Origin of the sequence: Dactylosporangium sp. NBC_01737, from assembly GCF_035963215.1 — a bacterium.
Classification (GTDB): Bacteria; Actinomycetota; Actinomycetes; order Mycobacteriales; family Micromonosporaceae; genus Dactylosporangium.
In genome coordinates this window covers 7,177,381-7,200,420 of sequence record NZ_CP109153.1, presented here as the reverse complement: position 1 = coordinate 7,200,420, position 23,040 = coordinate 7,177,381, and the positions used below count along the sequence as shown (strand labels likewise).

Sequence of the window (23,040 nt, the reverse complement as noted above, 5' to 3'; positions counted from 1 at the left end):
GTGCGCGCACCGCAGCATGGCGAGCGCACCCTGCGCCCGCAGTGTCTCCGCACGATGGTCCATCATTGTCCTGTCATGCAATATACTCGTGAGACGAGTTTAAAGGAGGCTGCCATGTCGGTGCTCGGCGTGCTGGCCGGGATTCTCACCACGGGATGCTGGCTGCCGCAACTCGTCCGCTCATGGCGCACGAGATCCGTCGGCGACATCTCATGGGTGTACCTGCTCGCCCTGGCCTCCGGCGTCGCCCTCTGGGTGGTGTACGGCGCATCCCAGGGCGACCTGCCCATTGTGCTCACCAACGCGGCGACCGGCGCGGCCCTGATCGCCCTCGTGGTCATGAAGGTCCGCTATCGGCAACCCCAGCTCCAGGAGGACCCGGCATGATCCCCGTGAAGGCCGTGCTGCTCGACATGGACGGCACCCTCGTCGACTCCGACGCCGCCGTCGAGCGCGCCTGGCACCGGTGGGCCGCCGAGCACACGGTCGCCGTCGAGGTCCTCGCCCCGATCCTGCACGGCAACCCGGCCGCCACCACGATCCGCGTCGTCCGCCCCGACCTCGACGACGCCGCCGTGGCCGTGGCCGCCCAGCGCAATCTCGAGCTGCAGTACGACGACCTGTCCGACGTGGTCGCCACCCCGGGTGCCGCCCGGCTGCTGCGCACCCTGGACGACCTCGGCCTGCCCTGGGCGGTCGTCACCAGCGCCGACCGCCGCCTCGCCACGGTCCGCCTGCAGGCCGCCGGCCTGCCGGCCCGCCACCTCGTCACGGTCGAGGACACCCCCCGCGGCAAGCCCGACCCCGCGCCGTACCTGGCCGGCGCCGCACTGCTCGGCGTCGACCCGAAGGACTGCCTGGTGGTCGAGGACTCCCAACCCGGCATCGACGCCGGCCACGCCGCCGGCATGCGGGTCGCCGCGCTGCGAGGCCTGGCGGGCGACGTCCCGATCCGCGACCTGAACGACCTCGCAACCCAGCTCACCCACTGACCCCAGCCCCGACCACGCAGAACCACGGGCATGCCGACACCGCACGCGAACCTGGACGAGGGCAACCAGCGCATCGGCAGTCCCCTCCCGGACAACCAGAGGTCCGGTCCTCGGACCGGGCCGAGGACCGGATCGCCGGACACCACGACGGCCTCCTGCACCGTCCGCGGGTCACAGTCCCGCCTCGCGCGCTGCCCCCGCCCGGAGCAGCCGAACCGTCGGCACCGCGCTCGCCACGACCGCGAGCAGCAGGCACAGCCCCACCACCCCGCCCACGACCTGCCACGGCACGACCAGGGCGACCGGCGCGCCGACCTGCTCGCTGAGCCCCGCCCGGATGCTCAGCAGCGCCGCGAACGCGACCCCTCCCCCGAGCACGGCCCCGATCAGCACGACGAGCGCCGACTCCGCGGTGACGAGCCGCAGGACCTGCCGCCGCGTCGCGCCGGCCAGCCGCACCGCCCGCAGATCCCCGGCCCGCCCGGCCGCCGCCATCAACAGGGTGTTGGCAACGGCGATGGCCCCGTACCCAGCCGACACCGCGATCAGCAGCACCGTGAACAACCAGACCAGACGATCCTCGGCGCCGTCCTGCTCCGCCGCCCACGTGGCCACGTCGACGACCCGCGCACCCGCCCCTGCCGGCACGTCGACCCGCTCCCGCACGAACACCGCCGACGTCAACGCCGACGGGTCATGCATGCGCACCACACCCCGCGGCAGCACCAGGTCCCCCGGCACCGAGCCGTCGGTGACCACGGCAACGACCCGAAGCCGCACGGTCGTCCCGTCGGCGAACACCACGGGATACACCGCCGGACCGCCGCCGACCCCCGAACCGCCCGCCGCCCCAGTGGCGCCCGCCGCGCCCGTGGCTGCCGCCGAACCGCCCGCCGCCCCAGTGACGCCTGCCGCGCCCGTGGCTGCCGCCGCGCCCGTGGCGCCCGTGCCGGCCGCCGCACTGCCCGCCGCCCCAGTGGCTGTCGCCGCCGGACCACTCGCCGCGCCACTGGACCCCGGACCACCCGCCGCTGAACCACCCGCCGCTGAACCACCCGCCGCTGAACCACCCGCCGTCGCGGTTGCAGCCGCCGTCGCGGTTGCAGCCGCCGTCCCACTCGCCGCCGGATAACCCGCCGCGCCACTCGCCGCCGGACCGCCTGCCGCGCCACTGGCCGGCGCGGCTGAACCGCCCGCAGCGCCCGTCGCGGCCGGACCGGCCGTCGCCGCCGGGCTGCCCGCCGTGGCTGCCGCTGCCGACGACGCGGTCAGCACGACTGTGTCGTTGCCGCGGAGGTCGGTGACAGTGCCGCTGAGGACCTCCATGCGCCGGTTCACGGCGGCGAACGCGTCCGCGTCCACGCCGAGTGCGACCCGTGCCCGCGGCGGCCCTCCGGAAGCGCCGGGGGTGAACACCGTCGTCGGCAGGATCGACGCCCCGGGCACCGCCGAGGCGGCCGCGTCGGACAGGCCCGGCGCCCGGTCCGGGGCGACGACCCAGCCGGCGTCGACCCGTGCGGACCGGCCCGCCGCGTAGGCGCCGGTCGACGTGCGGACCATGCCCGACACCAGCACCGCGAACGCAACCGTCAGCAGCACTGGCGCGGCCGTCGACGCGGTGCGCCGCGACGCGGTCAGGGCACTGCCGCGCACCAGCATGCCGATCGCGCCGCCGCGGGTGCGCAGCGGGGAGCGCAGCAGGCCGGCCACGGGGCGCACGACCGCCGGTGCGAGGACCGTGGCCCCGGTGATGAGGGCCATGGCGCTGTACATGGCGAACGTCGCGGAATCCTGCGCACTGCCGGACGTCGCCGTCCCGACTGCCAGGGCGCTGCCCACGGCGACCAGCAGCAGGCCGGTGACCCAGCGGACCAGTCCCATCGGCCGCTGCTCGACCGCCGCCTCCCGCAACGCCTCGACGGGACGCACCCGGGCCGCGCGCCGGGCCGCCGACCACGCACCGACCAGCGCGACGAGCGGACCCGCGGTGAGCGCGACGAGCACCGGCCACAGCACGAACCGCACCTCGAACGTCGCCGGCTCGAACCCGGCGTCGACCAGCGCCCAGCCCAGCGGCGTCGCGCCCGCCGAACCCACCAGCAGCCCCACGACCGCGCCGGCGGCACCGACCGCCAGGGCCTCGCCCTGCACCATCCGGCGGATCTGGCGCGGTGTGGCGCCGACCGCGCGCAGCAGCCCGAACTCCCGCCGCCGCTGCGCCACCGCGAACGCGAACGTCGACGCGACCACGAACACGGTGACGAACCCGGCCAGCGCCGCGACGGCGGTCAGCACCTGCATGCCGATCCAGCGAGTGCGCGCGTCGTCGCGCGGCTCCAGGTCGGCCCGGGCGTCACCGGTCAGGACCCGGCCGCCCGTGACCGTCCGGGCCGCGGCGGCGACGGCCGCACGGTCCGCACCCGGGTGCAGCAGCAGACCGATCGTGTCGACGCCCGGGGCGAGGGCAGCGGCGACCTCGTCCGCGACGTGGAAGCCGGGTGCGTCGACGGTCCCGCTCACCGTGTACGGCGCGGGCCCCCCTGCCGTCAGCAGCGTGACCGGGTCGCCGGGCGACAGTCCGAGCCCCAGGTCGACGACGACCTCGCCGGGTGCGTCCGGTGCGGCGCCCGCGACCAGGCGCAGCCCGCCGAGTCGCGCGCTGGACCAGCCGTGCCCCTCGCGGGCGTCCTGCCGGTTGCCGTCGGCGGTGTACGGCCTGCCGCCCACCACCGCCTGGACGTAGAACGTGCGGTCGGGCACGGCTGCCGCGACCCCTGGCAGCGCGGCGAGGCGGCCGGCGAACGACGCCGCCGCGTCGGAGGACCACGGCACCGGCGGGGTGAACGGGTCCGCCGGCGACGTGGCCGCCGGGCTGCGCACGATGACGGCGGCGTCCGCCAGCCGGTCCGGCACGAGCGGCCGCCCCGACGCGAACAGCAGCGTGGCCGCCGTGACCAGCGCGATGCCGACCGCCACGGCGACAAACGCACCCGTGAACCGCCGCACCGTCCGCGCGACCGCACCGCGCAGCCCGTCCTCCGCGCGACGGCACCGCGGCGTCCATCCCGCCGCGCGACCGCACCGCGGCGTCCTTCCCTGCCGGGCCGCGGGCTCAGCATGACGACCCCGTGACGCCGGCCTCGACGGCGGCGGTCCGGGCGGCGACCGTCTCGGCGGTGATCGCGCCGCCGAGCTCGTCGACGATCCGGCCGTCGGCGAGGATCACCACCCGGTCCGCCCACGCCGCGGCGACCGGGTCGTGCGTCACCATCACCACCGTCTGCGCGTGCTCGTCGACCAGCGCCCGCAGCAGCCGCAGGATCTGCCGGGACGTCGCGCTGTCCAGGGCGCCGGTCGGCTCGTCGGCGAACACCACCGCCGGCCGGCTGATCAGCGCCCGGGCGAGCGCGACCCGCTGCTGCTCACCGCCGGACAGCTCGCTCGGCCGGTGCGCGGCCCGGTCCGCCAGGCCGACCGCGGTGAGCGCGGCCGCCACGTCGTCGTCCGCCGGTCGCCGGCCCGCCAGGTGCTGCGGCAGCGCCACGTTCTGTGCGGCGGTGAGCGTCGAGACCAGGTTGAACGCCTGGAACACGAAGCCGATCCGGTCGCGCCGCAACCGGGTCAGCGCGTCCTCGTCCAGGTCGTCGAGGCGGGTGCCGTCGACCGTGACCGTGCCCGAGGCGGGACGGTCCAGGCCCGCCGCGCAGTGCAGCAGCGTCGACTTGCCGGACCCGGACGGTCCCATCACCGCACTGAACGTCCCCGGGCCGAACCCCACCGTCACACCCGCCAGGGCCGTCACTTTTCGTGGGCTGGCGCCGTACACCATCCAAACGTCGTCGAGCAGCACCGTCGGTGTCGTCATGACCCAAGACACTGCCCCGATGCCGGGGTCGGGCGCGTCAGACTCAGGTCGTTCGATTGGGTCCTGCTTGAGGTGTACGAAAACCGCCCCGCACCCGATTCGTCGTTCTCAAGGATGACCCCCTGTGGTCGACCTACGAATGACGCGGCACCGGCCCACCTGCGACTACCGTCGACGGCGTGAGCGTGCTGCTGCTGACCCGACGGCTCCGGCCGATGGACCTCTATGCTGTCGACGCCGTCCTCGCGATCGTGACCGGCGCGATGTTGTGTGCCTATGCGGCGCTGGAGTCGCCGCTGGACGGCAGCGTCGTCGAGCCGGTGTGGGTGTCGGTGCTGACCGGTGCGGTCATCGGGCTGCCGGTCGCGGTGCGGCGCCGCTTCCCCGCCGGGGTCGCGGTCACGGTCAGCCTCGCCGCGACGATCGCGCTGGCGACCGGCGTGATCCCCAACTACGCGGCCGCCGGCCCGTCGGTGTCGCTCGCCCTCGCCTTCTACACCCTCGCGGTCGCGACCCCGCTGCGATGGTCGCTGCCCGTCGCCGCCGGTTGCCTCGCGGCGGTGGTGACCGCGCTCGCCATGACCGGCGGGGATCTGTGGTCGACGACCGGCGCCGTGGTGTATGGCATGGTCATGACCGCGCCGGGCTGGCTGATCGGCTGGACGGTGCGCGAGCGGCGGGCCCTCGCGGCGCGGCAGAGCGAGCAGCTGACCCGGCAGGCGGTCGCGGAGGAGCGGCTGCGGATCGCCCGCGAGCTGCACGACATCGTGGCCCACACGATGAGCCTCATCGTGGTGAAGGCCGCCGTCGGCAACCACGTCGCCGAGTCCAGCCCGCAGGAGGCCCGCGACGCGCTGCGGGTCATCGAGGCGACCGGCCGCGGCGCGCTGCTGGAGATGCGCCGGGCGCTGGGGATGCTGCGCGACGAGACGCCGTATGCGCCGGCGCCGGGCCTCGCCGACCTGGATGCGCTCGCCGGGCAGGCATCGCACGGCGACGTTGACGTGCGCATCGAAGTGACCGGGCCGGCGCCACGTGAGGAGGTCCCCGAGTCGGTGGGTCTCGCGGCGTACCGGATCGTCCAGGAGGCCCTGACCAACGTGGTGAAGCACGCCGCACCCGCCACCTGCCGGGTCTCGGTGACGATCGGTCCCGGCGAGGTGCGGGTCGACGTCACCGACGACGGCCGCCGCCCCGTCCGCACGCCGGGCACCGGCCACGGCCTGATCGGGATGCGCGAGCGCGTCGCTTCGCACGGCGGTGAGTTCAGCGCGGGTCCCCGCGATGGCGGCGGCTTCTCGGTGTCCGCCCGGCTGCCGTACGCCCCCGTCGGAGCACCAGCATGACGCCGCCCGCAACCCCAGGGCCGTCGCAGCGTGCCGCGCCGATGCCGCGCCGGGAGCGGCCGCCACGCAGCGTGCGGGTGCAGGTGGGCGACGCCGATCGACGGGTTGAGGTGGCGTGATGCGAGTGGCGGGGATTGGAGGTCCGGCGGTGTCGCGGGGCGGGATGCGAGGAGTGGCCGGTGGCGGCTACTGGGGCGGGGGTGGGGTGTGATCCGGGTGTTGATTGCTGACGATCAGGCGTTGCTGCGAGGCAGCTTCCGGGTCCTCGTCGATCTGAGTGAGGACTGCACGACGGTCGGCGAGGCGGGCGACGGGGTTGAGGCCGTGGCTCTTGCTGTGCGGCATCGGCCCGATGTGGTGTTGATGGACGTTCGGATGCCGCTCATGGACGGGATCGAGGCGACCCGTCGCATCTGTGCCGATCCGGCGATGGCGGCGACGCGGGTGTTGATGCTCACCACGTTCGACCTCGATGAGTATGTCTACGGGGCGTTGCGGGCGGGGGCGAGTGGGTTTCTGCTCAAGGACACGCCGCCGGTGGAGCTGCTGGCGGCGATCCGGGTGGTTGCCGGTGGGGACGGGCTGCTCGCGCCGTCGGTGACGCGGCGGTTGATCGGTGAGTTCGCGCGGCGGCCCGCGGCGGTGGCGCCGTTGCACCGGCGGCTGGACGGGATCACCGGGCGGGAGCGGGAGGTGCTGACGCTGATCGCGCGGGGATCGTCCAATGTGGAGATCGCCGGGCAGCTGAACCTGAGTCTGGCCACGGTCAAGACGCACGTGAGCCGGTTGCTGGCAAAGCTGGAGGTGCGGGACCGGGCGCAGCTGGTCATCGTCGCGTACGAAACGGGGCTGGTGACCGTGGCATGAGTGGGCATGTCGACTATGCGACGTGATACGGCGGGACGTGGGCGGTGGCGAGGATGCTCAGGGCCGACGACTTCCGGGAGGCCCCAGCATGACGCCCAGACCCGCACCCGTCACCGCCGCCCGTTGGCTGCTGCTGGTCGTCGCCGCGCTGCCGATGGTCAGCGCGCTGCTCGGCGTCGTGCTGATCGATGATCTGCGCAGGGCCTACATCGCCGCGTACGGCGGGGTCCGCGGCGGCGACGAGGCGACCGGTGCCGTCATCGCTGGTGTCATCGCCGCCGGGCTGATCCTGGTGGTGTGCGGGATCCCGGCGCTGCTGCTGGGCAGGCCGCGCAACTGGGTGCGGATCGTGGTCTGGGTGCTGTGCACGATCGGGGTGTGCTGCCTGAGTCCCGGCATACTCGGCGGCACGTCGGTGACCTCGCCCCGCGTCACCAGCACCGGCACGTCGTCGAGCGAGATCACCGCACGGATCGCCGACACGATGCCGGGCTGGTACGTGCCGCTGACGGTGGTCCTGGCCGCCGCGTCGGTGCTCGGCGTGCTGCTCGTCGCGGTGCTGCTCGCGTTGCCCGCGTCGAACGCGTACTTCCGCAGGCAGCCGCCACCGCAGCCGCCGTGGCCGAGCGCGGGTCCCGCTCAGCAGTGGCCCGGCGCGGGCCCCACGCCACGCTGGTGAAGAGGTGCGCGCGATGAAAGGGCGCGGTGAAAGGGGAACGGCGAAGAACGCCACGCGGTGAAGCAGGACGCGCGGTGAAGCAGGACGCGCGGTGAAGCAGGACGCGCGGTGAAGCAGGACGCGCGGTGAAGCAGGGGCCTACGGCACGCTGGTGAAGAACTCGTAGGCGATGCCGTCCGGGTCGAGGATGTAGACGCCGCGCCCGCCGCCCAGGTGGTTGATCTGGCGGTCGATGAGGCGCGGCGCCGAGCCCCACTCCAGCCCCGAGCGTTGCGCGTGCGCCAGGGCGGCGTCGAAGGTGTCGTCGTCGACGAGGAACGCGTAGTGGCCGGGTCGCGCACCGAGGCGGTCGTCGAAGTCGAGGGTGAGGTCGGCGTTCACCCGTACCGGCGCGAAGGGACCGGCGGGATCGCCCGCCTCGACGCCCAGCAGCCCGGCGAGCAGCCGCGCACCACGGTGGCGGTCGCCGACCGGGACGATGGTGTGGTTCAGCACGATGGTCATGACGCTCCTCAGGATTGCGCGACGGAAGACCGCGCGGCAGAAGACTGCGCGACGGGAGACTGCGCGGCAGAAGGTTGTGAGGCGGCCAGGCGCACGAGATACGCGGCGAAGCGTTGGGCGTCGCGGGCGGGCCAGTCCGCGACCAGCCGCGCGAACGTCTGCTCCTGCCAAGCCCGGGCCGCGGCCAGCAGGTCCTCGCCGGCCTGCGTGAGGTCCAGCTCGGTGCGCCGTGCGTCCTGCGCCGACACCGTCCTCGTCACCAGCCCGGCAGCGACCGTCGCGGCGAGCATCCGGCTGGCGTTGGACCGGTCCAGGCCGAGCTCCACGGCCACCGCGCCGATCTGCGCCGGCGAGCCCTCACCGCGGGCCGCGTCGACCGCCTCCAGGACCAGGATGTGCGCGACGTCGCCGCCCTCGTCCTGGGTGATGCCCGCCGCCCACCGCCGCGACCAGAACCGGACCACCCGGAACAGCGCCGGCCCGCCACCCGCCACGTCATCATCTGTGCGCATCGCACAGATATTACGTGCGATGCGCACGGATCCACAACAGCCCGCGGTGGAACTTTCAGGCCGCGCGCCAGGTCGGGCGATCGCGTGCGGTCAAAAGAAACGGGCGGGAAGGCCGTCGCCCTACGCTGCCGGGCATGTTCACACGGGTACTGGTCATGCTGGCCCTCGTGCCGGCGGCGGTCGTCACAGCGCAGCCGGCGCAGGCCGGTGGCCACGGCGCGCGGCCGGCGAACGGGTTCTCCCGGCAGGGACCGTGGAACACGAAGCTGCCCAGGCACGTGCCCCTGGCCGCGAACTCCGCCGCGGTCGTGGAGAACATCCGCCTCGACAAGGTGAACAACTACGGCTCGTGGGCGGTGAACACCGACGAGTACTCCACGCCGATCTTCACCGTCGCCAGGGACACGCCGACGCAGCGGTGGACGTTCTCCGACTGCCTGAACCTGCCGCACCTCGCGCCCGTCATCGCGGACAGTCTCGCCGCGGTGCCGACGCCGGCGGACCTGATCGTGTCGAAGGGCACCGACGCCGCCGTCACGATCTACCAGCCGTCGACGGACACGTACTGGGACTTCTGGCGCGCCGAGCAGGACGCCGCCGGGCACTGGTCGGCGTGCTGGGGCGGGAAGATCGAGCACTACTCGCGCAACCCGGGCATCTTCACCAACCCGCTCGGCGCGACCGCGACCGGCCTGCCGATGGGCGCGTTCACCATCCGCATCGACGAGCTGCGGCGGGGGCGGATCGACCACGCGGTCAACATCGCCACCGTGCGCACCCGCAAGGACTGCAACTCGTGGCCGGCGACCCGCAACGACGGCAACACCGAGGGCGCCGACATCCCGTGCGAGGGCCAGCGCTTCCGGCTCGACCCGGCGTTCGACATCAGCGTGGTGCGCAGCCCGGCCGCGCGCACGATCGCCCGCGCCATGCAGGAGTACGGCCTCATCATGACCGACAAGGCCGGCGCGCTGGTCACCTACGCCGAGGACCCGCGGCCGTACATGGCGGCCAACGGCGGCGTCGACCCGTACTTCGCGCTCATGGACCCCGACGACATCGTCCCCGACGGCGTGGAGAAGTACCTCATCCTCGGCGACATCTCGGTCGAGCGGCTACAGGCACTGCCGTACGACTACGGCAAGCCCTGCTGAAGCACTACAGGAACGCACGCCCGGCCTGCCGCTCGGCGTGGCCGGCGAGGAACGCGGCGAACTGCGCCCGCTGCTCCTGCGTCATCGTGTCCTTCGGGATCGTGAACGCCTGCACCTTGCCGCACATCAGGTACCAGGCCTCCGGCGTGTCGATGACCTTGTCGACGCCGGCCCACCGGTACCGGGACTCAGCGAGGGGGTACACGATGGTGAGCCACTCGTCGCTGAGCGTCATGTGGAACCCGTCCTTGATGACGGCCGACTGCATGCTCACCGCGCGGGAGACCGTGATCGGCCCGATGACGGTCAGGCACACCACACCCAGCACGACGGCCAGGAGGTTCAGCTCGAACGAGCCGCCGGCCAGGGCCAGCAGCAACCCCATGACGACGAGGATCGCCCCCAGGACACGGATCAACCGCATCTGCGGCCGCAGGACGATCTTGATCGTGCGCCGCAGCCGGCCCTCGTCGTACGGCACCCACATGCTGATCTGCATCGGCGCATCGTAGGGCACAGACCTACTCGTGGGCGATGGCGTGCAGGACGCTGAGCCGGGCGGCGCGGGCGGCGGGCAGCAGCGACGCGGTGATCCCGGCGACGGCGGCCAGGGCCAGGTAGGCGGCCAGCCGGCCGACCGGCACCGTCAGCTGCGTGACGCCCTGTGCGGCCAGGGCGTGGACGGTCGCGGCGCCGAGCCCGGCGCCGGTGAGGATGCCGAGGAGGGCGCCGCCGACGGAGACGGCCGTCGCCTCGACGGCGGTCATCGCCATCGTCTGCGCGCGGCGCAGGCCGACGGCGCGCAGCAGCCCGAGCTCGCGGGTGCGCTCCAGCACGGACAGGGCCACGGTGTTGACGATGCCGAGGACCGCGATGACGACGGCGAGGGCGAGCAGCAGCTGCACGACGGTGAGCAGCCGGTCCGCCTTGGCGTTGCGCTGGGCGATGTATTCGGCGCGGTTGTTGACGGAGACCTCGGGGCTGCCGGCGAGCACGGCGGCGACCAGCAGCTTGGTCGCGGCGACGTCGGTGCCGGGGGTGAGCCGCACGTACGCCTGGGTCGGCTGCGGCTTGCGGAACCCGCCGGCCGCGGAGGCGGGCAGCAGCCAGCCGTTGAGCAGGTCGGTGTCGGTGTAGACGCCGGCGAGCGTGAACTGGCGGGCCTCGCCGCGGGGCAGCCGGACGGTGACCCGGTCGCCGACGTGCGGGCCCTGCGCGGTGACGTTGCGCTGGTCGACGAGGATCTGGTCGTCGGCGAGCGCGCCGATCGTGCCGGCCGCGGCGGTGAGCCCGAGCATGTCGCGCAGCGCGGGCACGTCGGTGACGGTCTCCACGAACGCGGGCCGCCCGTCGATCACAGCGGCGCCCTCCCCGAGGCCGGTCACCGCCTGTACACCAGGCGCACCGGCGACCACGGTGAGCACGGCCGGGTCGAAGCCGGTGCGGCTCACCCCGTCGGCGTCGCCGCTGATCACCAGGTCGGCGCGCATCCGGTCGCCGACGAGCCGCCCGACGCTGGCCGTCGCGGAGACGAACACGGTGGAGATCCCGGCCAGCAGGGCCACGGCGACCATCAGGGCGGTGGCCGTCACGGCGGTGCGGCGCGGGTCGCGGGTCGCGTTGCGGCGGCCGAGGCGCCCCGGCACCGACCACGCGAACAGCCACCCGACGGCGCCGGTGGCCGGCCGGGTGAGGACGGGGTGAGCAGCGCCGCGCCGGTGAACGCGACCAGCACGCCGCCGAACGCGACCGCCGGGCCGCCCCAGAGCATGGCGACCCCGGCGGCCAGGACGAGGGCGCCCCACGGCGACGGCCGGCGTGGCGGCGGCGCCGGGTCGCGCAGCGCGGCGAGGGCGCGACCCGCGACGCCCGCACCGCGGGGACGATCGCCGCGGCGACGGTGACGGGCAGGCCGACGGCGACCGCGGCGGCGACCGCGGCGGCCGGGACGACGACGCCCGATGCGCCGTGCACCGACGCGAGCAGGGCGCCGGCGCCGGTCCCGGCGGCCAGACCGGCCGCGGAGCCGGCCAGCCCGACGATCGCCGCCTCGGCCAGGACCGCGGCGGCGAGCTGCCGGCGGCCGGCGCCGATCACCCGCAGCAGCGCCAGCTCCCGGGTCCGCTGGGCGACGAGGATCGAGAACGTGTTGAGGATCAGGAACGCCCCGACGAACAGGGCCACGCAGGCGAAGCCGAGCAGCAGGGTGTTGGTCAGCCGCAGCGACTTCGACCCGGCGAGCGCCGCGCCTTCCCGTGCGCTGAGCTGCCGTGCGGTGCTGACCGCGTAGCCCTCGCCGACCGCGGCGGCGACCCGGTCGCGCAGCGCCTCCTGCGACACGCCGTCCTGTGCCGTGACGGAGATCGAGGTGTACGCGTCCCGCTCGCCGAGCACCGACGCCTGCGCGACGGGTTCCGTGAACGCCACCATCTGCTGGTCGCGGTCGGCGAGGTCGAACGTGCCGACGAGCGTGAAGGTCGCGCGTGGCCGCAGCGTCAGCACGTCGACGCGGTCGCCGACGCGGATCCCGGCCGCCGCCGCGAGGGCCGTGTCGACGGCGATCTCGGTGTCCGCGACCGGGCCCCGCCCGCCGGTCAGGCGCACCGAGCCCGCCTGGCCGGGCCAGCTCACCCCGAGCCGCGGCCGGTCCGGCGACGGCACGACCTTGCCGTCGGCACCGACGAGCCGGGCGCCGCCGGCGGACACGACCCCCGTCACGCCCGCGACGCCCGGCACCGCCGCGACGGGTTGCAGCAGCGCCGCCGGTACCCCCTGCGCCGACACCCGGTCCGCCGGGGCGACCGACACGTCGGTCTGTGCGTGCGCCCGCGCCGCCAGGGACGTGTACGACCCGCCGAGGGTCGCGGCCAGCACCAGCGCCCCGGAGACGAACGCGACGCCCAGGACCACCGCCAGCACGGACAGCGTGAGCCGCCGCCGGCGGTGCGACATCCCTCGGAGCGTCATACGCAGCACGCGCCTCATCCTTCCCCCGGCCGCGGCGCCGGGCGTCGCCCGCAGGGACGAGACGTCACCGATGCCGTCCCAGGGTCGCTCCCGAGCCGGTCTCAGGGTCGCGAAGTGGACCTCGAGCGATGTTGAGGTCCTACGATCGGCTGCATGGCCGTCATCAGGGGAGATCGCGCGACGTTCCACCAGCTGCTGGTCAACACGCTGCTGGTGTCGGTGGTCAACTACACGGTCTGGTTCGCGATCACGTTCTACGTGTACCTGGAGACCCGCTCGGTGTTCGCCACCGGGGTCGTGTCCGGCATCTTCCTGGTCATGACGGCCGTCACCGGGATCTGGTTCGGCAGTCTCGTCGACCATCACTCGAAGACCGTGATGATGCAGGTGTCCGCGGTCGCGTCGTTCCTGTGCTACGCCGCCGCGTTCGGCATCTACCAGAGCGTGCCGCGGGAGGAGTTCAAGGACCCGGCGAGCGTGCCGCTGTGGGCGCTGATCGTGCTGCTCATGGTCGGCGTCATCGTCGGCAACATCCGCACCATCGCCCTGCCGACGCTGGTCACCGTCCTCATCGAGGAGGGCACCAGGGACAAGGCCAACGGCCTGGTCGGCACGACGTCCGGGGTGTCGTTCCTGGTCACGTCGGTGATCAGCGGGATCCTCGTGGCGATCGGCGGCATGTTCTGGGTCCTGGTCATGGCCCTCGCCGTGCTCGTGGCCGCCGTGGTGCATCTGTCGTTCGTCCGCGTGGTCCCCGCCGCCGTCCGGGTTTCCGCCGCGGCCGGTGTACCGCCGGCGAAACGCACCGTCGACCTGCGCGGCACGATCCGCGTGGTGGGTGAGGTGCCGGGCCTGACCGCGCTCATCCTGTTCTCCACGTTCAACAACTTCCTCGGCGGCGTCTACATGGCCCTCATGGACGCCTACGGCCTGTCGCTCGTCTCCGTCCAGACGTGGGGCCTGCTGTGGGGTGCGCTGAGCGCCGGGCTCATCGTCGGTGGCCTGTGCGTGGCCCGCACCGGGCTGAGCAGCAACCCGGTCCGGCTGCTCCTGCTGGTCAACGTCGTGCTGTGGACCGTCACCGTGCTCTTCCCGCTGCACGCCTCGATCGTCCTGCTCGGCGCCGGCATGCTCGTCTACATGGTGCTGGTGCCCTACGCCGAGGCCGCCGAGCAGACCATCCTGCAGAAGGTCGTGCCGTACGAGCGGCAGGGTCGCGTGTTCGGCTTCGCGCAGAGCGTCGAGCAGGCCGCGTCACCGCTGACCGCGTTCCTGATCGCGCCGATCGCCCAGTTCGTCTTCATCCCGTTCATGACCGACGGCGCCGGCGCCCGCGCGATCGGCGGCTGGTTCGGCACCGGCGCCGATCGTGGCATGGCGCTCGTGTTCGTCCTCACCGGCGTCATCGGCCTGATCGCCAGCCTGGTCGCGTTGCGCAGCGGCCCGTACCGCCGGCTGAGCCACCATTTCATGGCCGCCCCGGCCCCGGTCCGGTCCGCCGGCGACGGCGACGCGGTCGAGGTGGCGGCGACCGGCGAGCGGTAGGCGCGGCGCGATCCTCCGCGAGGTCGCAGGTGGTCAGCGAGAACTTCGCCGCGGCGTAGGCTTTCAGCAGCGTGAACAGTCCCAGGCCAGCGCACCGACGGTGACCGCGTTCTGCAGGTCGGACCCGCCGCCCTGGGCGGCCCGCTGTTCCTCGGCGGGTTCCGAAACGGTGTCCGGTGCGGCATCGTCATCGCGTTGGGTGGGAATCCTCGGCACTGGCTCACCCACGCACACAGGGTGACGCCATTCTCGCCGGGCGTCATCCAGCGAGTAGGTTTTCTGACACGCTGAACGGACAGGAGGTGGCCGGGGATGGCCGAGGTGGCCGAGGTGATGGCCGAGCTGGCCGCGCTGGAGGACCCGAAGGCGCGTGCGGTGAACGAGCGGCACGGCGACGATCACGGCGTCAACCTCGGCAAGCTGCGCGCGGTCGCGAAACGGCTGAAGACGCAGCAGGAGCTCGCGGGTGACCTGTGGGCGACGGGTGACACCGCGGCCAGGCTGCTGGCGCTGCTGATCTGCCGGCCGAAGGCGTTCACCCGCGACCAGCTGGACGTCATGCTGCGCGAGGCGCGGGTGCCCAAGGTGCACGACTGGCTGGTCAGCTACGTGGTCAAGAAGCACCCGGACGCCGAGGCGCTGCGCCTGACCTGGTTCGCCGACGCCGATCCGGTGGTCGCGAGCGCCGGCTGGGCGCTGACCACCGAACGCGTCGCGAAAAGCCCCGCCGGCCTCGACCTGCCCGGGCTGCTCGACGTCATCGAGGCGCGGATGCGCGACGCCCCGCAGCGGCTGCAGTGGGCGATGAACCACTGCCTGGCCCAGATCGGGATCGAACACGCAGGGCACCGCGCCAGGGCGATCGACATCGGCGAGCGCCTGGAGGTGCTCAAGGACTACCCGACGCCGCCGAACTGCACGTCGCCGTTCGCGCCCGTCTGGATCACGGAGATGGTGCGACGCCAGCAGGCGCCGTAGGAAGGTAGGCTCCGCGGGCAACTCCCCTTCGACCTCAGGAGCGACGCATGGAAGCCGATCAGCAGCTGCTGCAGGTGCTGGTCGTCGAGGACGACCCGGGCGACGTCGCGCTGGTGGAGAGCGCCTTCGCCGAGCACAGCATCCGCAGCGCGCTGCACCATGTCGCCGACGGCGGCGAGGCCCTGGCGTTCCTGCACCGTGACGAGCCCTACGGCGACGCGCCGCGGCCGGACCTGATCCTGCTCGACCTGAACATGCCCCGGGTCGACGGCCGGCAGGCGCTGGTCATGATCAAGACCGACGACCGGTTCAAGTCGATCCCGACGATCGTGTTCACCACCTCGTCCTCGGACAGCGACGTCACCTCCAGCTACAACGCGCAGGCCAACGCATACGTGACCAAGCCCATCAACCTCGACGACTACGAGCGGGTCATCAGCGAGATCCACAACTTCTACGGCCACACCGTCGCGCTGCCGCCCCGATCCTCCGACGACCCGGCGACCTGACCGCGCCCGTGCCCGCCCGGCCTACATGATGGCCAGGAACGGCAGGCCGGCGTGGCCGAGCGCCTCGAGGTACAGCTCCTCGGCCGGGCCGAGCTCCGGCAGCTGCCCGTTGAGCTCCAGGTTCACCATCCCGTGCGAGACCGCCCACAGGTGCAGCGCGATGCGCCGCGGGTCGCCGCCGCCGAACACCCCGGCGTCCTGGCAGCGCGCCACCGCATCGACGAGCGGCTGATACGTGGCGTCCGCCGCCTCCCTGTCCGCGGCCGACGGCTGGAACTGCGGGACGGTCCGGCCGAACATCAGCCCGTAGAGGTGCGGGCTGGACAGGGCCGCGTGCCGGTACGCCAGGCCGAGTTCGACCAGGTCGGCGAGGGGCTCCGCGGTCTGCGGCACGGCGGCCAGGGCTGCACCGAGGCGGCGGAACCCCTCCCGGTGCATGGCCGCGAGCAGGCCCTCCTTGTCGCCGAACAGCGTGTAGACCGGCATCGTGGAGACCCCCGCGGCGGCGGCGACCTTGCGCAGCGACAGCCCGGCGGGCCCGTGCTCGACCAGCAGCCGGGCCGCCTCGTCGACCAGCCGGGCCTCGTTGACGTGCGCCATGCCGACGACTATAACAATGTTATAAGCGATAACAGTGTTATCGGCATCCTTATGCCCCCTGCACGCGAGCGGCGCCACCGTCGCCCTGCTCCTGGGCGCCTGGAACCTGCGCCGCAACCCCAAGGGCGACCGCCCGCACCGGCTCGTCGGCCGCGTCTGGGTCGTCGCCATGTACTGGACGGTCATCAGCTCCTTCTTCATCAAGGAGCTCACCCCCGGCCACTTCAGCTGGATCCACGGCCTGTCGATCTTCACGTTCGTGACGCTGTCGATCGGCCTGTGGGCCGCCCTGACCCACCGCGTCCAGACGCACCGCCGATTCATGACCGGCTCCTACTTCGGCCTGCTCGGCGCGTTCGCCGGCGCCGTCGCCGTGCCGGCCCGCGACATCCTGCAGTGGCTGGTGCACGAGCCGGCCCGCCTCGCGCTCGGCGCCGCCGCCTGCCTGCTCGCCGCGGCCGCCGTCATCGCCGTGAGCCGGCGCCGCCGCGCGGCGAGGACCCCCGCACCCGCCACGCGGACCTGACGGGCAACACGGACGGGCACGACGCCGCTACTATGTCGCCGTGCGGACACGCAGCGTCGTCCTGGTGATCGCCCTGGCATGCGCGGCGCTCGTGGCCGGCACGGTCATCGCCGTGGATCAGTTCACCGCCGAAGCCGACAACACCGAGCAGGAGTGCACCGCCGCGCTCCAGGCGGACCAGGCGAAGGTCCGCACCACCCGCGACTGGACCTCCAAGGACATCCCCGGGATCGGCGACTACGTCGAGATCCACTGGCAGGGCGAGAAGCTCGGCAGCCCCTGCTCGCGCGTGCCGGGACCGACCGACTGGCAGGCCGAGGGCGTCCTGCGCCTGCGCGACACCGACACCGGCGCGTTCGCCGCCTGGGCCGTCGCGACCGTGCCGCCGACCGTCCGCGACACCCTGCGGCCCTTCGTGCCCGAAGGAGTCCGGTGGCGGCACAGCGCCGACTTCCCGCAGGCGGTGCAGGGCGGCAGGGTCGACCTCTTCGTCGACCCCGAACGCGCCGTCGCCTGGTTCAGCTTCGAGACCGGCTGAGCCACGCGGCAACCGGTCGCGGGGCATAGGTTGGGGTCATGACCGAGAACATGCTGCACGTCAACGGGGTCGACCTGTGCGTCGAGACGTTCGGCGACCCGGCGGACCCGGCGGTGCTGTTCATCGACGGCGCCGCCGCGTCGATGCTGTGGTGGGACGCCGGCCTCTGCGCCCGCATCGCCGGGGGCGGCCGGTTCGTCATCCGCTACGACCAGCGCGACACCGGCCGCTCCACCGCCTACCCGCCCGGGCGGCCCGGCTACTCCAACACCGACCTCGCCCTCGACGCGATCGGGATCCTCGACGCGTTGCGGATCGGCCGCGCCCACGTCGTGTGCCGGTCGATGTCCGGCGGGCTCGGCCTCATCCTCGGCGTGGATCACCCGTCGCGGGTGGCGACGCTGACGTTCGTGAGCACCTCCACCGGCGCCGACGGGCTGCCGCCGTCCACAGTGGAGCACCCGGAGCCGACCGGCGACGCGGTCGCCGACACCGTCGCGGCCGTGCGCGCCTACGCCGGCGGCTCCCCGTACTTCGACGAGGCCGCGACCCTGGACCTGGCGCGGCGCGACGCCGCCCGGGCCAAGGACATCGCCACCGCCGCCAACCACTACGCGATGCGCTTCGAACCACCCGCCGGCGGAGGCTTCGAGGACCTGCGGGTGCCGGCGCTGGTCGTGCACGGGGATCTGGATCCGCTGCTGCCGCTGCCGCACGGGCAGGCGGTCCGCGACGCGATCCCCGGGGCACGCCTCGTCGTGCTGCACGGAGCCGGGCACGACCTGCCGCCGCAGCTGTGGGACACGTTCACCGCGGAGCTGCTGCGGCACACCGGGAACCGGCCCGCGGATCCCGACGTCTGACCAGCATGACGAACAATGGACGCGGGCGTTGGCCGGCGGTCGCCGCGGCAGGGATCGGCACCCTCGTCGCACTGGTCGCGGTGGTCCTGGTGGTCAACCGTTCCCCGGGTGCCCCGAAGCAGGCGCCGGCCCCGCCGGTCGCAACGGGCGCCGCGGACCCGGCGGCGCTGGTCGTCGACGACGGCGACGTCGTCGAGGCGAGCGGGCGGGTCATCGCCGCACCGGGCAAGCCGGCCCGGTTCTGCGCACCGGCCCCGGTCCCGGCGATCGGCCGCGTCGACGACGCGCCGCCGCAGTGCGCGACCGGCGTCGACGTCACCGGCGTCGACGCGGCGAAGCTCGCCGACGCCACGGTCGTCAAGGGCGTCACCGTCGGGCAGGCCCGGCTCCGCGGCACATGGAAGGCCGGCGTGCTGCATGTGACCACGCAGGGCCCGCCCGTCGCCGCCGCGCAGCCCGCGATGGACGACAGCGTGCCGTGCGCCACCCCGAAAGGCGGCTGGAAGCCCGGCGGCGGCGCCGACAGCAACGCCATGCACGACTACATCTACGAGCGGCACCCCGACCAGTTCCGGCCGCTGCGGGTCGCGTATCCCGACGGCCCGCCGACCGGCGTCACGACCGGCCCGCAGCCGACCGAGGTGACCGTCGTCGAGGTCGTCGCCGGCGACGTGGCGAAGGAGGAGGAGCAGCTGCGCAAGCTGTTCGACGGCAACCTGTGCGTCGTCTCCGCACCCGGCCGCCCGTCCATCGCCCGCCAGGAGCAGCTGCGCGATCAGGTCAGCGCCGGGCTCGACCCGCTGATGTCCGACCCGGCCAGCGGCATCTGGTCCGTCGGCGGCGACGACGTGTTCACCGTGGAGCTCATGATGCTCACCCCGAAGCTGTTCGAGCAGCTGCGCGCCATCGGGTTCGACCTGCTGCGCGTGGAGCCGTGGCTGCGGCCTACCGTGGAGCGATGAGCAGCAGCCTCGACATCCTCGGCCGGCGCAAACAGGTCAGCCTCACCACCTTCCGCAAGGACGGCCGCCCGGTGGCGACGGCCGTGTGGCACGCGATCGACGGCGGGGAGGTGGTGATCGTCACCGAACCCGGCTCGGGCAAGGTGAAGCGGCTGCGCAACAGCGGCCGGGTCGTGCTCGCCCCGAGCGACATCCGCGGGCGGGTGCCGGACGGGGCGCCGTCGTTCGAGGGGACCGCCCGCATCGTCGAGGACCCGGAGGGCGTCGCCCGGATCCGGGCGGCGATCGCCCGCCGGTACATCTCGGCGCGCATCGGCTACCTCGCGAACCGGCTGCTGCGGCGCACCACCGACAGCATCGGCATCGTCGTCACCCTTTGAGCCGAACGTCGCGCACCGCAGGGTCGCCCGTGGCACGGTGATCCGGGGGTGGTCGGATGCTGGTGGTGGCGGTGCCGTGCGCGGTCCTGGCGGCCTGCGCGTACGGGGCGGCCACCGCGGTCGAGCACCGGGCGGCCTGCGCGGACCCGGCCGGGCGCGGCCTGCGCCGGGTGCTGCGGCTGGCCCGCAACCGCCGCTGGCTGGCGGGCCTCGCCCTGGACGCCACGGCGGTCGCGCTGCACGTGACGGCCCTGGCGACCGGCCCGGTCGTGCTCGTCCAGCCGTGCCTCGTCCTGGCCCTGCCGGTGTCGCTGGTCGTCGCGTGGCGGCTCGGCGGTCCCCGCCGACCGCCGCGCTGCGCTCGTGCGCCCTGATCATCGCCGGGCTGGCCGGCTTCTTCACCGTGATCGGCGACCCCGGCGACGCGGACCGGCTCGGCGCCGGCCACGTCCTCGCCGCGGGCGTCACCGTCGCGGCCCTCGCCGCCGCGGCGATCGCGGCCACGGGACGGCGCCCGCCGAGAACGACCGCCATCGTGTACGGACTCGTCGCCGGCGTCTGCGCGGCACTGGCCGCGGTCCTGCTCGACGCGATCGGCGCCGCCTGGCACGAGCAGGCGGGCCGCGCGCTGCTGCACCCTGACGTGGTCCTCGCGGTCGCGGTCCTGGTGCCGTCCGCGGTCGCCGGGATCGCGCTGCTGCAGGTGTCGTTCCAGCACGACGGGATCGGCGCCGGCTACCCCGCGGACCTGACCGCCAACCCGATCACCGCCGTCGTGCTCGGCGCGGTGCTGCTGCACGAGGACATCCCGCACTCCCGGGCGGACCTGGCGCTGTTCGCGGTGTGCCTGGCCGTCGTCGTCGCCGGCACGTTCCGCCTGTCGAGGCAGGGGTGACGCCCCCGGCGCCCGCCGCAGCGGGTCGGCGTGGACGGCGCACTCCCCCAGGTGGTACGCGAGCAGCCCGGCTCCGTGACGAACCCGGCGAGCAGCCGCAACGCCGGCACCGTGGCCGGGGTGAGCCGGCCGGTGCAGTACAACGCCGACCACAGGTGGGTGTACGGGTCCGGCCCCTGCGCGTCGCCGCGGCGCAGCGCCTCCAGCAGCCGGCCGGTCCCGGTCGCCGGGCCGTACGCGCTGAACAGCCGCTCCCAGCCGGTCACCGCAGGGTGGACGGGGCGCCGAAGGTGACGCCGACGCCGGGTGAGAACAGCACGCTCGCCGGGGCGCCGGCCGGGGCCGGGAGGCCGGCGGCGGTGACCAGGGTGTCGTCGAGGTCGAGCAGGTCGGCACGGTGCAACGGCCACCGTGGGTGCTCGTTGGGCAGGTGCAGGGTGCGGCCCCAGGCGCGGGTGTGCAGGCCCCAGCGAGCGGTGACGAAGTGCTCCAGCGGCGTCGGCTCGGTGACCGGCGCGCCGACACGCACCGCCATGGCGTTCACCGCGGGGCGGGGGCCCGGCCAGCGGCGGCGGCTGGTGTACCGCACCACGTCGCCGTCCTTCGTCAGGCGCATCCTGGCCCACTTGTACGGCAGGCGCAGCGACGCCTGCGCGGTGAGGACCGGCAGCAGCCGTTCGGCGTCCAGCGACAGGAACACCACGGCGCGGCGGCCCTCGCCGTCGACGCTGTACAGCCGCACGTTGGTCTCGCAGAACGTGCCCAGATACGGCAGGCCCGGCCCGCTGAACAGGCCGAGCCGCACCATCCGGAAGCCGATCAGGCCGACGTAGCTGACCCCGTCGAGGGTGTCGGGGACGGTGCCGGCCGGCAGGAACGGCGCGACCGTGTCCGGTGGCACCGCCCAGTGCAGGAACGCGAGGTCGTGCCAGCGCTGCACGAGCATCGAGCGGCGCACCGGGCGCAGCGTCTCCGGGGTCACGTCCTCGACTCGCACCACACCATCATGCGGCACGGGCCACCGCTGCCCGTGCCGCATGCGACGCTCAGCCCTGCGGCCGGATCACGCTGCGGGTCCAGCGCAGCCCGTCGGCCGACTGGTACAGCGCCTCGTCGTCGAACGCCAGGTACGCGCCCGGCCCGGCGGCCAGGACCCGCGCGCCGTCCTTGTGCAGCAGCGCACCACCCAGGCCGGGCTGGTTCGCCGGATGGTAGCTGTTGCCCCCGTCGGTGCTGGTGTACCACGTGTACGGCGGGTTGTCGCTGGTCAGCACGACGTGGCTGCCGTCGGCGGCGACGTACGCGTCGGCGTCCTGGTAGTACCTGCGCGGCAGCGTCTGGCTCGGGTGCACCGCCTGCCACGTCAGCCCGCCGTCGCCGGTGCGGAAGACGAGGGTCTTGATCCCGGCGGTGGCCCGGGTCGTCGGGCCCACACCGGTGCTGTCGGTCGGGTCCGGCGTGGAGATGATCGTGTACCCGGTGACGCCGTCGGTGCTGGCCGGCCGCACGAACGAGTACTGATCCGAGGGCGACTCGCCCGTCTCGGCGCGGGTGAACACGTGCGCCGACCAGCTGCGGCCACCGTCGCGGCTGACGGCCACGGCGGGGCGGTGCTCGCCGGTGCGCTCCCGGCCGGTGACCCAGAGCCTGCCATCGGCGTACGCGCCGACGATCCCGTCGACGTCCAGGTCGGGCTGGGTGGCCAGCGGCGCCGAACGGGCGTTGACCGGGTCCGCCCCGATCAGGACGCAGGGGTCGCCGAGGCGCTGCGGGGCCGCACACTGGATCCAGCCGCCCGCCGGGACCTGCGGCATCGTGCCGGCGCCGGCGCGCAGCTCGACCCAGGTCCGGCCGCCGTCACGGCTGACCCACGGCACGTGCAGCAGCTTCGGGCCTTGCGGGTCGTCGTTGTCCTTCTCCAGGATCCGCAGCAGCGATCCCGTCGCCGGCGCGTACAGGTCGCCGTCGAAGTTGCGCATCCGCACCGTCCAGGTCCGCCCGCCGTCGTCGGAGCCGACCAGGTTGAGCGTGCACTGTGCCGCGCCGCCGCTGCCGGTGCAGCCCCAGACCCCGGCGTACAGGTGCTCGGCGTCGGCCGCGGCGATCGTGACGATCGAACCGTCCCGGACCCCCGGCGGGCGCCCCTCGGCGGACTGTGCCGGTGCCGGGGTGCCCGACGGCGCCCCCAGCAGGCCGGTGCCGAGGCCGGCGACGAGCGCGACGACCGCGGTCCCGCAGACCGTCCAGGCGGTCGCGCGGCGGCGGCGCCGCTGGAACGCCGCGGCGTAGACCCCGTCGGCGGACAGCCGGCTGGGTGGGGCGTCGACGTCGGCCGCCTCGTCGAACCGTGCTCGCATC

Annotated in this window: 27 protein-coding genes and 1 pseudogene; 17 read left to right on the top strand and 11 right to left on the bottom strand. The window is 73.9% G+C overall.

The features are described from left to right. Window positions 1-54: 54 nt before the first annotated feature. Window positions 55-387: a SemiSWEET family sugar transporter gene (locus OHA72_RS32585; protein WP_327011717.1), complete on the top strand. Its 333-nt coding sequence runs from the start codon at window positions 55-57 to the stop codon at window positions 385-387. Next, window positions 384-992 (top strand): HAD-IA family hydrolase, encoded by a 609-nt coding sequence (locus OHA72_RS32580; protein WP_326999860.1) that lies wholly within the window; start codon window positions 384-386, stop codon window positions 990-992. Before OHA72_RS32585 ends, OHA72_RS32580 begins: the two co-directional genes overlap by 4 nt. 171 nt (window positions 993-1,163) lie before the next feature. On the opposite strand, the gene OHA72_RS32575 is transcribed toward OHA72_RS32580, so the two are convergent. Together OHA72_RS32575 and OHA72_RS32570 are read right to left on the bottom strand one after the other, a co-directional pair. Further along, window positions 1,164-3,968, bottom strand: a complete 2,805-nt coding sequence (locus OHA72_RS32575) for an ABC transporter permease (protein WP_326999859.1) — start codon at window positions 3,966-3,968, stop codon at window positions 1,164-1,166. A 136-nt stretch (window positions 3,969-4,104) separates the two neighbouring features. Beyond that, window positions 4,105-4,857, bottom strand: a complete 753-nt coding sequence (locus tag OHA72_RS32570; RefSeq protein ID WP_326999858.1) for an ABC transporter ATP-binding protein — start codon at window positions 4,855-4,857, stop codon at window positions 4,105-4,107. Window positions 4,858-5,036: 179 nt separating this feature from the next. Between OHA72_RS32570 and OHA72_RS32565 the strand changes: the two genes are divergently transcribed. From OHA72_RS32565 to OHA72_RS32555, 3 genes are all read left to right on the top strand, one after another. Beyond that, entirely contained in the window at window positions 5,037-6,203 is a 1,167-nt protein-coding gene (locus OHA72_RS32565; protein ID WP_326999857.1) for a sensor histidine kinase, read from the top strand. A gap of 207 nt (window positions 6,204-6,410) precedes the next feature. Next, entirely contained in the window at window positions 6,411-7,070 is a 660-nt protein-coding gene (locus OHA72_RS32560) for a response regulator (protein ID WP_326999856.1), read from the top strand. Between the two features lie 88 nt (window positions 7,071-7,158). After that, window positions 7,159-7,749 (top strand): hypothetical protein, encoded by a 591-nt coding sequence (locus OHA72_RS32555; RefSeq protein ID WP_326999855.1) that lies wholly within the window; start codon window positions 7,159-7,161, stop codon window positions 7,747-7,749. A gap of 138 nt (window positions 7,750-7,887) precedes the next feature. Here OHA72_RS32555 and OHA72_RS32550 read toward each other — a convergent pair whose 3' ends face one another. Together OHA72_RS32550 and OHA72_RS32545 are read right to left on the bottom strand one after the other, a co-directional pair. Then, window positions 7,888-8,253, bottom strand: coding sequence for a VOC family protein (locus tag OHA72_RS32550; protein ID WP_326999854.1), 366 nt, complete (start codon window positions 8,251-8,253; stop codon window positions 7,888-7,890). Window positions 8,254-8,261: 8 nt separating this feature from the next. Continuing rightward, on the bottom strand, window positions 8,262-8,765 hold the full coding sequence (locus OHA72_RS32545; protein ID WP_326999853.1) for a MarR family winged helix-turn-helix transcriptional regulator: 504 nt from the start codon (window positions 8,763-8,765) through the stop codon (window positions 8,262-8,264). 134 nt (window positions 8,766-8,899) lie between these two features. Here OHA72_RS32545 and OHA72_RS32540 point away from each other — a divergent pair, with 134 nt between their 5' ends. Then, window positions 8,900-9,919 carry a hypothetical protein gene (locus OHA72_RS32540; protein ID WP_326999852.1) on the top strand — a complete coding sequence of 340 codons (1,020 nt, stop codon included), beginning with the start codon at window positions 8,900-8,902 and terminating at the stop codon, window positions 9,917-9,919. 4 nt (window positions 9,920-9,923) lie between these two features. On the opposite strand, the gene OHA72_RS32535 is transcribed toward OHA72_RS32540, so the two are convergent. From OHA72_RS32535 to OHA72_RS64970, 3 genes and pseudogenes are all read right to left on the bottom strand, one after another. Then, window positions 9,924-10,418 (bottom strand): YcxB family protein, encoded by a 495-nt coding sequence (locus OHA72_RS32535; RefSeq protein WP_326999851.1) that lies wholly within the window; start codon window positions 10,416-10,418, stop codon window positions 9,924-9,926. Between the two features lie 22 nt (window positions 10,419-10,440). Then, window positions 10,441-11,565, bottom strand: a complete 1,125-nt coding sequence (locus OHA72_RS32530) for an ABC transporter permease (protein WP_326999850.1) — start codon at window positions 11,563-11,565, stop codon at window positions 10,441-10,443. A 271-nt stretch (window positions 11,566-11,836) separates the two neighbouring features. Continuing rightward, window positions 11,837-12,349: pseudogene (locus tag OHA72_RS64970) on the bottom strand (ABC transporter permease); the annotation flags it as partial. A gap of 690 nt (window positions 12,350-13,039) precedes the next feature. Here OHA72_RS64970 and OHA72_RS32520 point away from each other — a divergent pair. Continuing rightward, complete coding sequence (locus OHA72_RS32520; protein ID WP_326999848.1) at window positions 13,040-14,431, top strand: MFS transporter; 1,392 nt, start codon at window positions 13,040-13,042, stop codon at window positions 14,429-14,431. A gap of 63 nt (window positions 14,432-14,494) precedes the next feature. On the opposite strand, the gene OHA72_RS32515 is transcribed toward OHA72_RS32520, so the two are convergent. After that, window positions 14,495-14,659, bottom strand: a complete 165-nt coding sequence (locus tag OHA72_RS32515; RefSeq protein WP_326999847.1) for a hypothetical protein — start codon at window positions 14,657-14,659, stop codon at window positions 14,495-14,497. An 84-nt stretch (window positions 14,660-14,743) separates the two neighbouring features. Between OHA72_RS32515 and OHA72_RS32510 the strand changes: the two genes are divergently transcribed. Further along, a complete protein-coding gene (locus OHA72_RS32510; RefSeq protein ID WP_326999846.1) occupies window positions 14,744-15,409 on the top strand; it encodes a DNA alkylation repair protein in 666 nt (221 codons plus the stop codon). Between the two features lie 47 nt (window positions 15,410-15,456). Continuing rightward, entirely contained in the window at window positions 15,457-15,918 is a 462-nt protein-coding gene (locus tag OHA72_RS32505) for a response regulator (protein WP_326999845.1), read from the top strand. 21 nt (window positions 15,919-15,939) lie between these two features. Here OHA72_RS32505 and OHA72_RS32500 read toward each other — a convergent pair whose 3' ends face one another. Continuing rightward, window positions 15,940-16,518, bottom strand: coding sequence for a TetR/AcrR family transcriptional regulator (locus OHA72_RS32500; RefSeq protein WP_326999844.1), 579 nt, complete (start codon window positions 16,516-16,518; stop codon window positions 15,940-15,942). Window positions 16,519-16,552: 34 nt separating this feature from the next. Here OHA72_RS32500 and OHA72_RS32495 point away from each other — a divergent pair, with 34 nt between their 5' ends. The 8 genes from OHA72_RS32495 to OHA72_RS32460 are packed head-to-tail and all read left to right on the top strand — an operon-like array spanning window position 16,553 to window position 20,976. Next, window positions 16,553-17,044 (top strand): DUF2306 domain-containing protein, encoded by a 492-nt coding sequence (locus OHA72_RS32495; protein ID WP_326999843.1) that lies wholly within the window; start codon window positions 16,553-16,555, stop codon window positions 17,042-17,044. A 40-nt stretch (window positions 17,045-17,084) separates the two neighbouring features. Further along, window positions 17,085-17,582 carry a hypothetical protein gene (locus OHA72_RS32490; protein WP_326999842.1) on the top strand — a complete coding sequence of 166 codons (498 nt, stop codon included), beginning with the start codon at window positions 17,085-17,087 and terminating at the stop codon, window positions 17,580-17,582. Between the two features lie 38 nt (window positions 17,583-17,620). Next, window positions 17,621-18,445: an alpha/beta fold hydrolase gene (locus OHA72_RS32485; protein WP_326999841.1), complete on the top strand. Its 825-nt coding sequence runs from the start codon at window positions 17,621-17,623 to the stop codon at window positions 18,443-18,445. A gap of 5 nt (window positions 18,446-18,450) precedes the next feature. Continuing rightward, on the top strand, window positions 18,451-19,407 hold the full coding sequence (locus OHA72_RS32480) for a hypothetical protein (RefSeq protein WP_326999840.1): 957 nt from the start codon (window positions 18,451-18,453) through the stop codon (window positions 19,405-19,407). After that, window positions 19,404-19,787 carry a PPOX class F420-dependent oxidoreductase gene (locus tag OHA72_RS32475; RefSeq protein ID WP_326999839.1) on the top strand — a complete coding sequence of 128 codons (384 nt, stop codon included), beginning with the start codon at window positions 19,404-19,406 and terminating at the stop codon, window positions 19,785-19,787. Before OHA72_RS32480 ends, OHA72_RS32475 begins: the two co-directional genes overlap by 4 nt. Window positions 19,788-19,843: 56 nt before the next feature. Beyond that, window positions 19,844-20,161 carry a hypothetical protein gene (locus OHA72_RS32470; RefSeq protein ID WP_326999838.1) on the top strand — a complete coding sequence of 106 codons (318 nt, stop codon included), beginning with the start codon at window positions 19,844-19,846 and terminating at the stop codon, window positions 20,159-20,161. Next, entirely contained in the window at window positions 20,110-20,682 is a 573-nt protein-coding gene (locus OHA72_RS32465) for a DMT family protein (protein WP_326999837.1), read from the top strand. The genes OHA72_RS32470 and OHA72_RS32465 overlap by 52 nt, the downstream gene beginning before the upstream one ends. Window positions 20,683-20,712: 30 nt before the next feature. Further along, window positions 20,713-20,976, top strand: a complete 264-nt coding sequence (locus OHA72_RS32460) for a hypothetical protein (RefSeq protein ID WP_326999836.1) — start codon at window positions 20,713-20,715, stop codon at window positions 20,974-20,976. Here OHA72_RS32460 and OHA72_RS32455 read toward each other — a convergent pair. Then, on the bottom strand, window positions 20,945-21,679 hold the full coding sequence (locus tag OHA72_RS32455) for a YqjF family protein (RefSeq protein ID WP_326999835.1): 735 nt from the start codon (window positions 21,677-21,679) through the stop codon (window positions 20,945-20,947). The two genes, OHA72_RS32460 and OHA72_RS32455, sit on opposite strands and share 32 nt — an antisense overlap. Window positions 21,680-21,728: 49 nt before the next feature. Continuing rightward, window positions 21,729-23,039 (bottom strand): sialidase family protein, encoded by a 1,311-nt coding sequence (locus OHA72_RS32450; RefSeq protein ID WP_326999834.1) that lies wholly within the window; start codon window positions 23,037-23,039, stop codon window positions 21,729-21,731. Window position 23,040 lies beyond the last annotated feature (1 nt).

Coding starts and splice junctions, on each gene's coding strand:
- OHA72_RS32520 (WP_326999848.1), top strand. CDS start 13,040: ATGGCCGTCATCAGGGGAGATCGCGCGACGTTCCACCAGCTGCTGGTC.
- OHA72_RS32480 (WP_326999840.1), top strand. CDS start 18,451: ATGACGAACAATGGACGCGGGCGTTGGCCGGCGGTCGCCGCGGCAGGG.
- OHA72_RS32485 (WP_326999841.1), top strand. CDS start 17,621: ATGACCGAGAACATGCTGCACGTCAACGGGGTCGACCTGTGCGTCGAG.
- OHA72_RS32475 (WP_326999839.1), top strand. CDS start 19,404: ATGAGCAGCAGCCTCGACATCCTCGGCCGGCGCAAACAGGTCAGCCTC.
- OHA72_RS32580 (WP_326999860.1), top strand. CDS start 384: ATGATCCCCGTGAAGGCCGTGCTGCTCGACATGGACGGCACCCTCGTC.
- OHA72_RS32500 (WP_326999844.1), bottom strand. CDS start 16,518: ATGGCGCACGTCAACGAGGCCCGGCTGGTCGACGAGGCGGCCCGGCTG.
- OHA72_RS32505 (WP_326999845.1), top strand. CDS start 15,457: ATGGAAGCCGATCAGCAGCTGCTGCAGGTGCTGGTCGTCGAGGACGAC.
- OHA72_RS32450 (WP_326999834.1), bottom strand. CDS start 23,039: ATGCGAGCACGGTTCGACGAGGCGGCCGACGTCGACGCCCCACCCAGC.
- OHA72_RS32585 (WP_327011717.1), top strand. CDS start 55: ATGGTCCATCATTGTCCTGTCATGCAATATACTCGTGAGACGAGTTTA.
- OHA72_RS32510 (WP_326999846.1), top strand. CDS start 14,744: ATGGCCGAGGTGGCCGAGGTGATGGCCGAGCTGGCCGCGCTGGAGGAC.
- OHA72_RS32535 (WP_326999851.1), bottom strand. CDS start 10,418: ATGCAGATCAGCATGTGGGTGCCGTACGACGAGGGCCGGCTGCGGCGC.
- OHA72_RS32540 (WP_326999852.1), top strand. CDS start 8,900: ATGTTCACACGGGTACTGGTCATGCTGGCCCTCGTGCCGGCGGCGGTC.
- OHA72_RS32550 (WP_326999854.1), bottom strand. CDS start 8,253: ATGACCATCGTGCTGAACCACACCATCGTCCCGGTCGGCGACCGCCAC.
- OHA72_RS32570 (WP_326999858.1), bottom strand. CDS start 4,857: ATGACGACACCGACGGTGCTGCTCGACGACGTTTGGATGGTGTACGGC.
- OHA72_RS32470 (WP_326999838.1), top strand. CDS start 19,844: ATGCTGGTGGTGGCGGTGCCGTGCGCGGTCCTGGCGGCCTGCGCGTAC.
- OHA72_RS32545 (WP_326999853.1), bottom strand. CDS start 8,765: ATGCGCACAGATGATGACGTGGCGGGTGGCGGGCCGGCGCTGTTCCGG.
- OHA72_RS32555 (WP_326999855.1), top strand. CDS start 7,159: ATGACGCCCAGACCCGCACCCGTCACCGCCGCCCGTTGGCTGCTGCTG.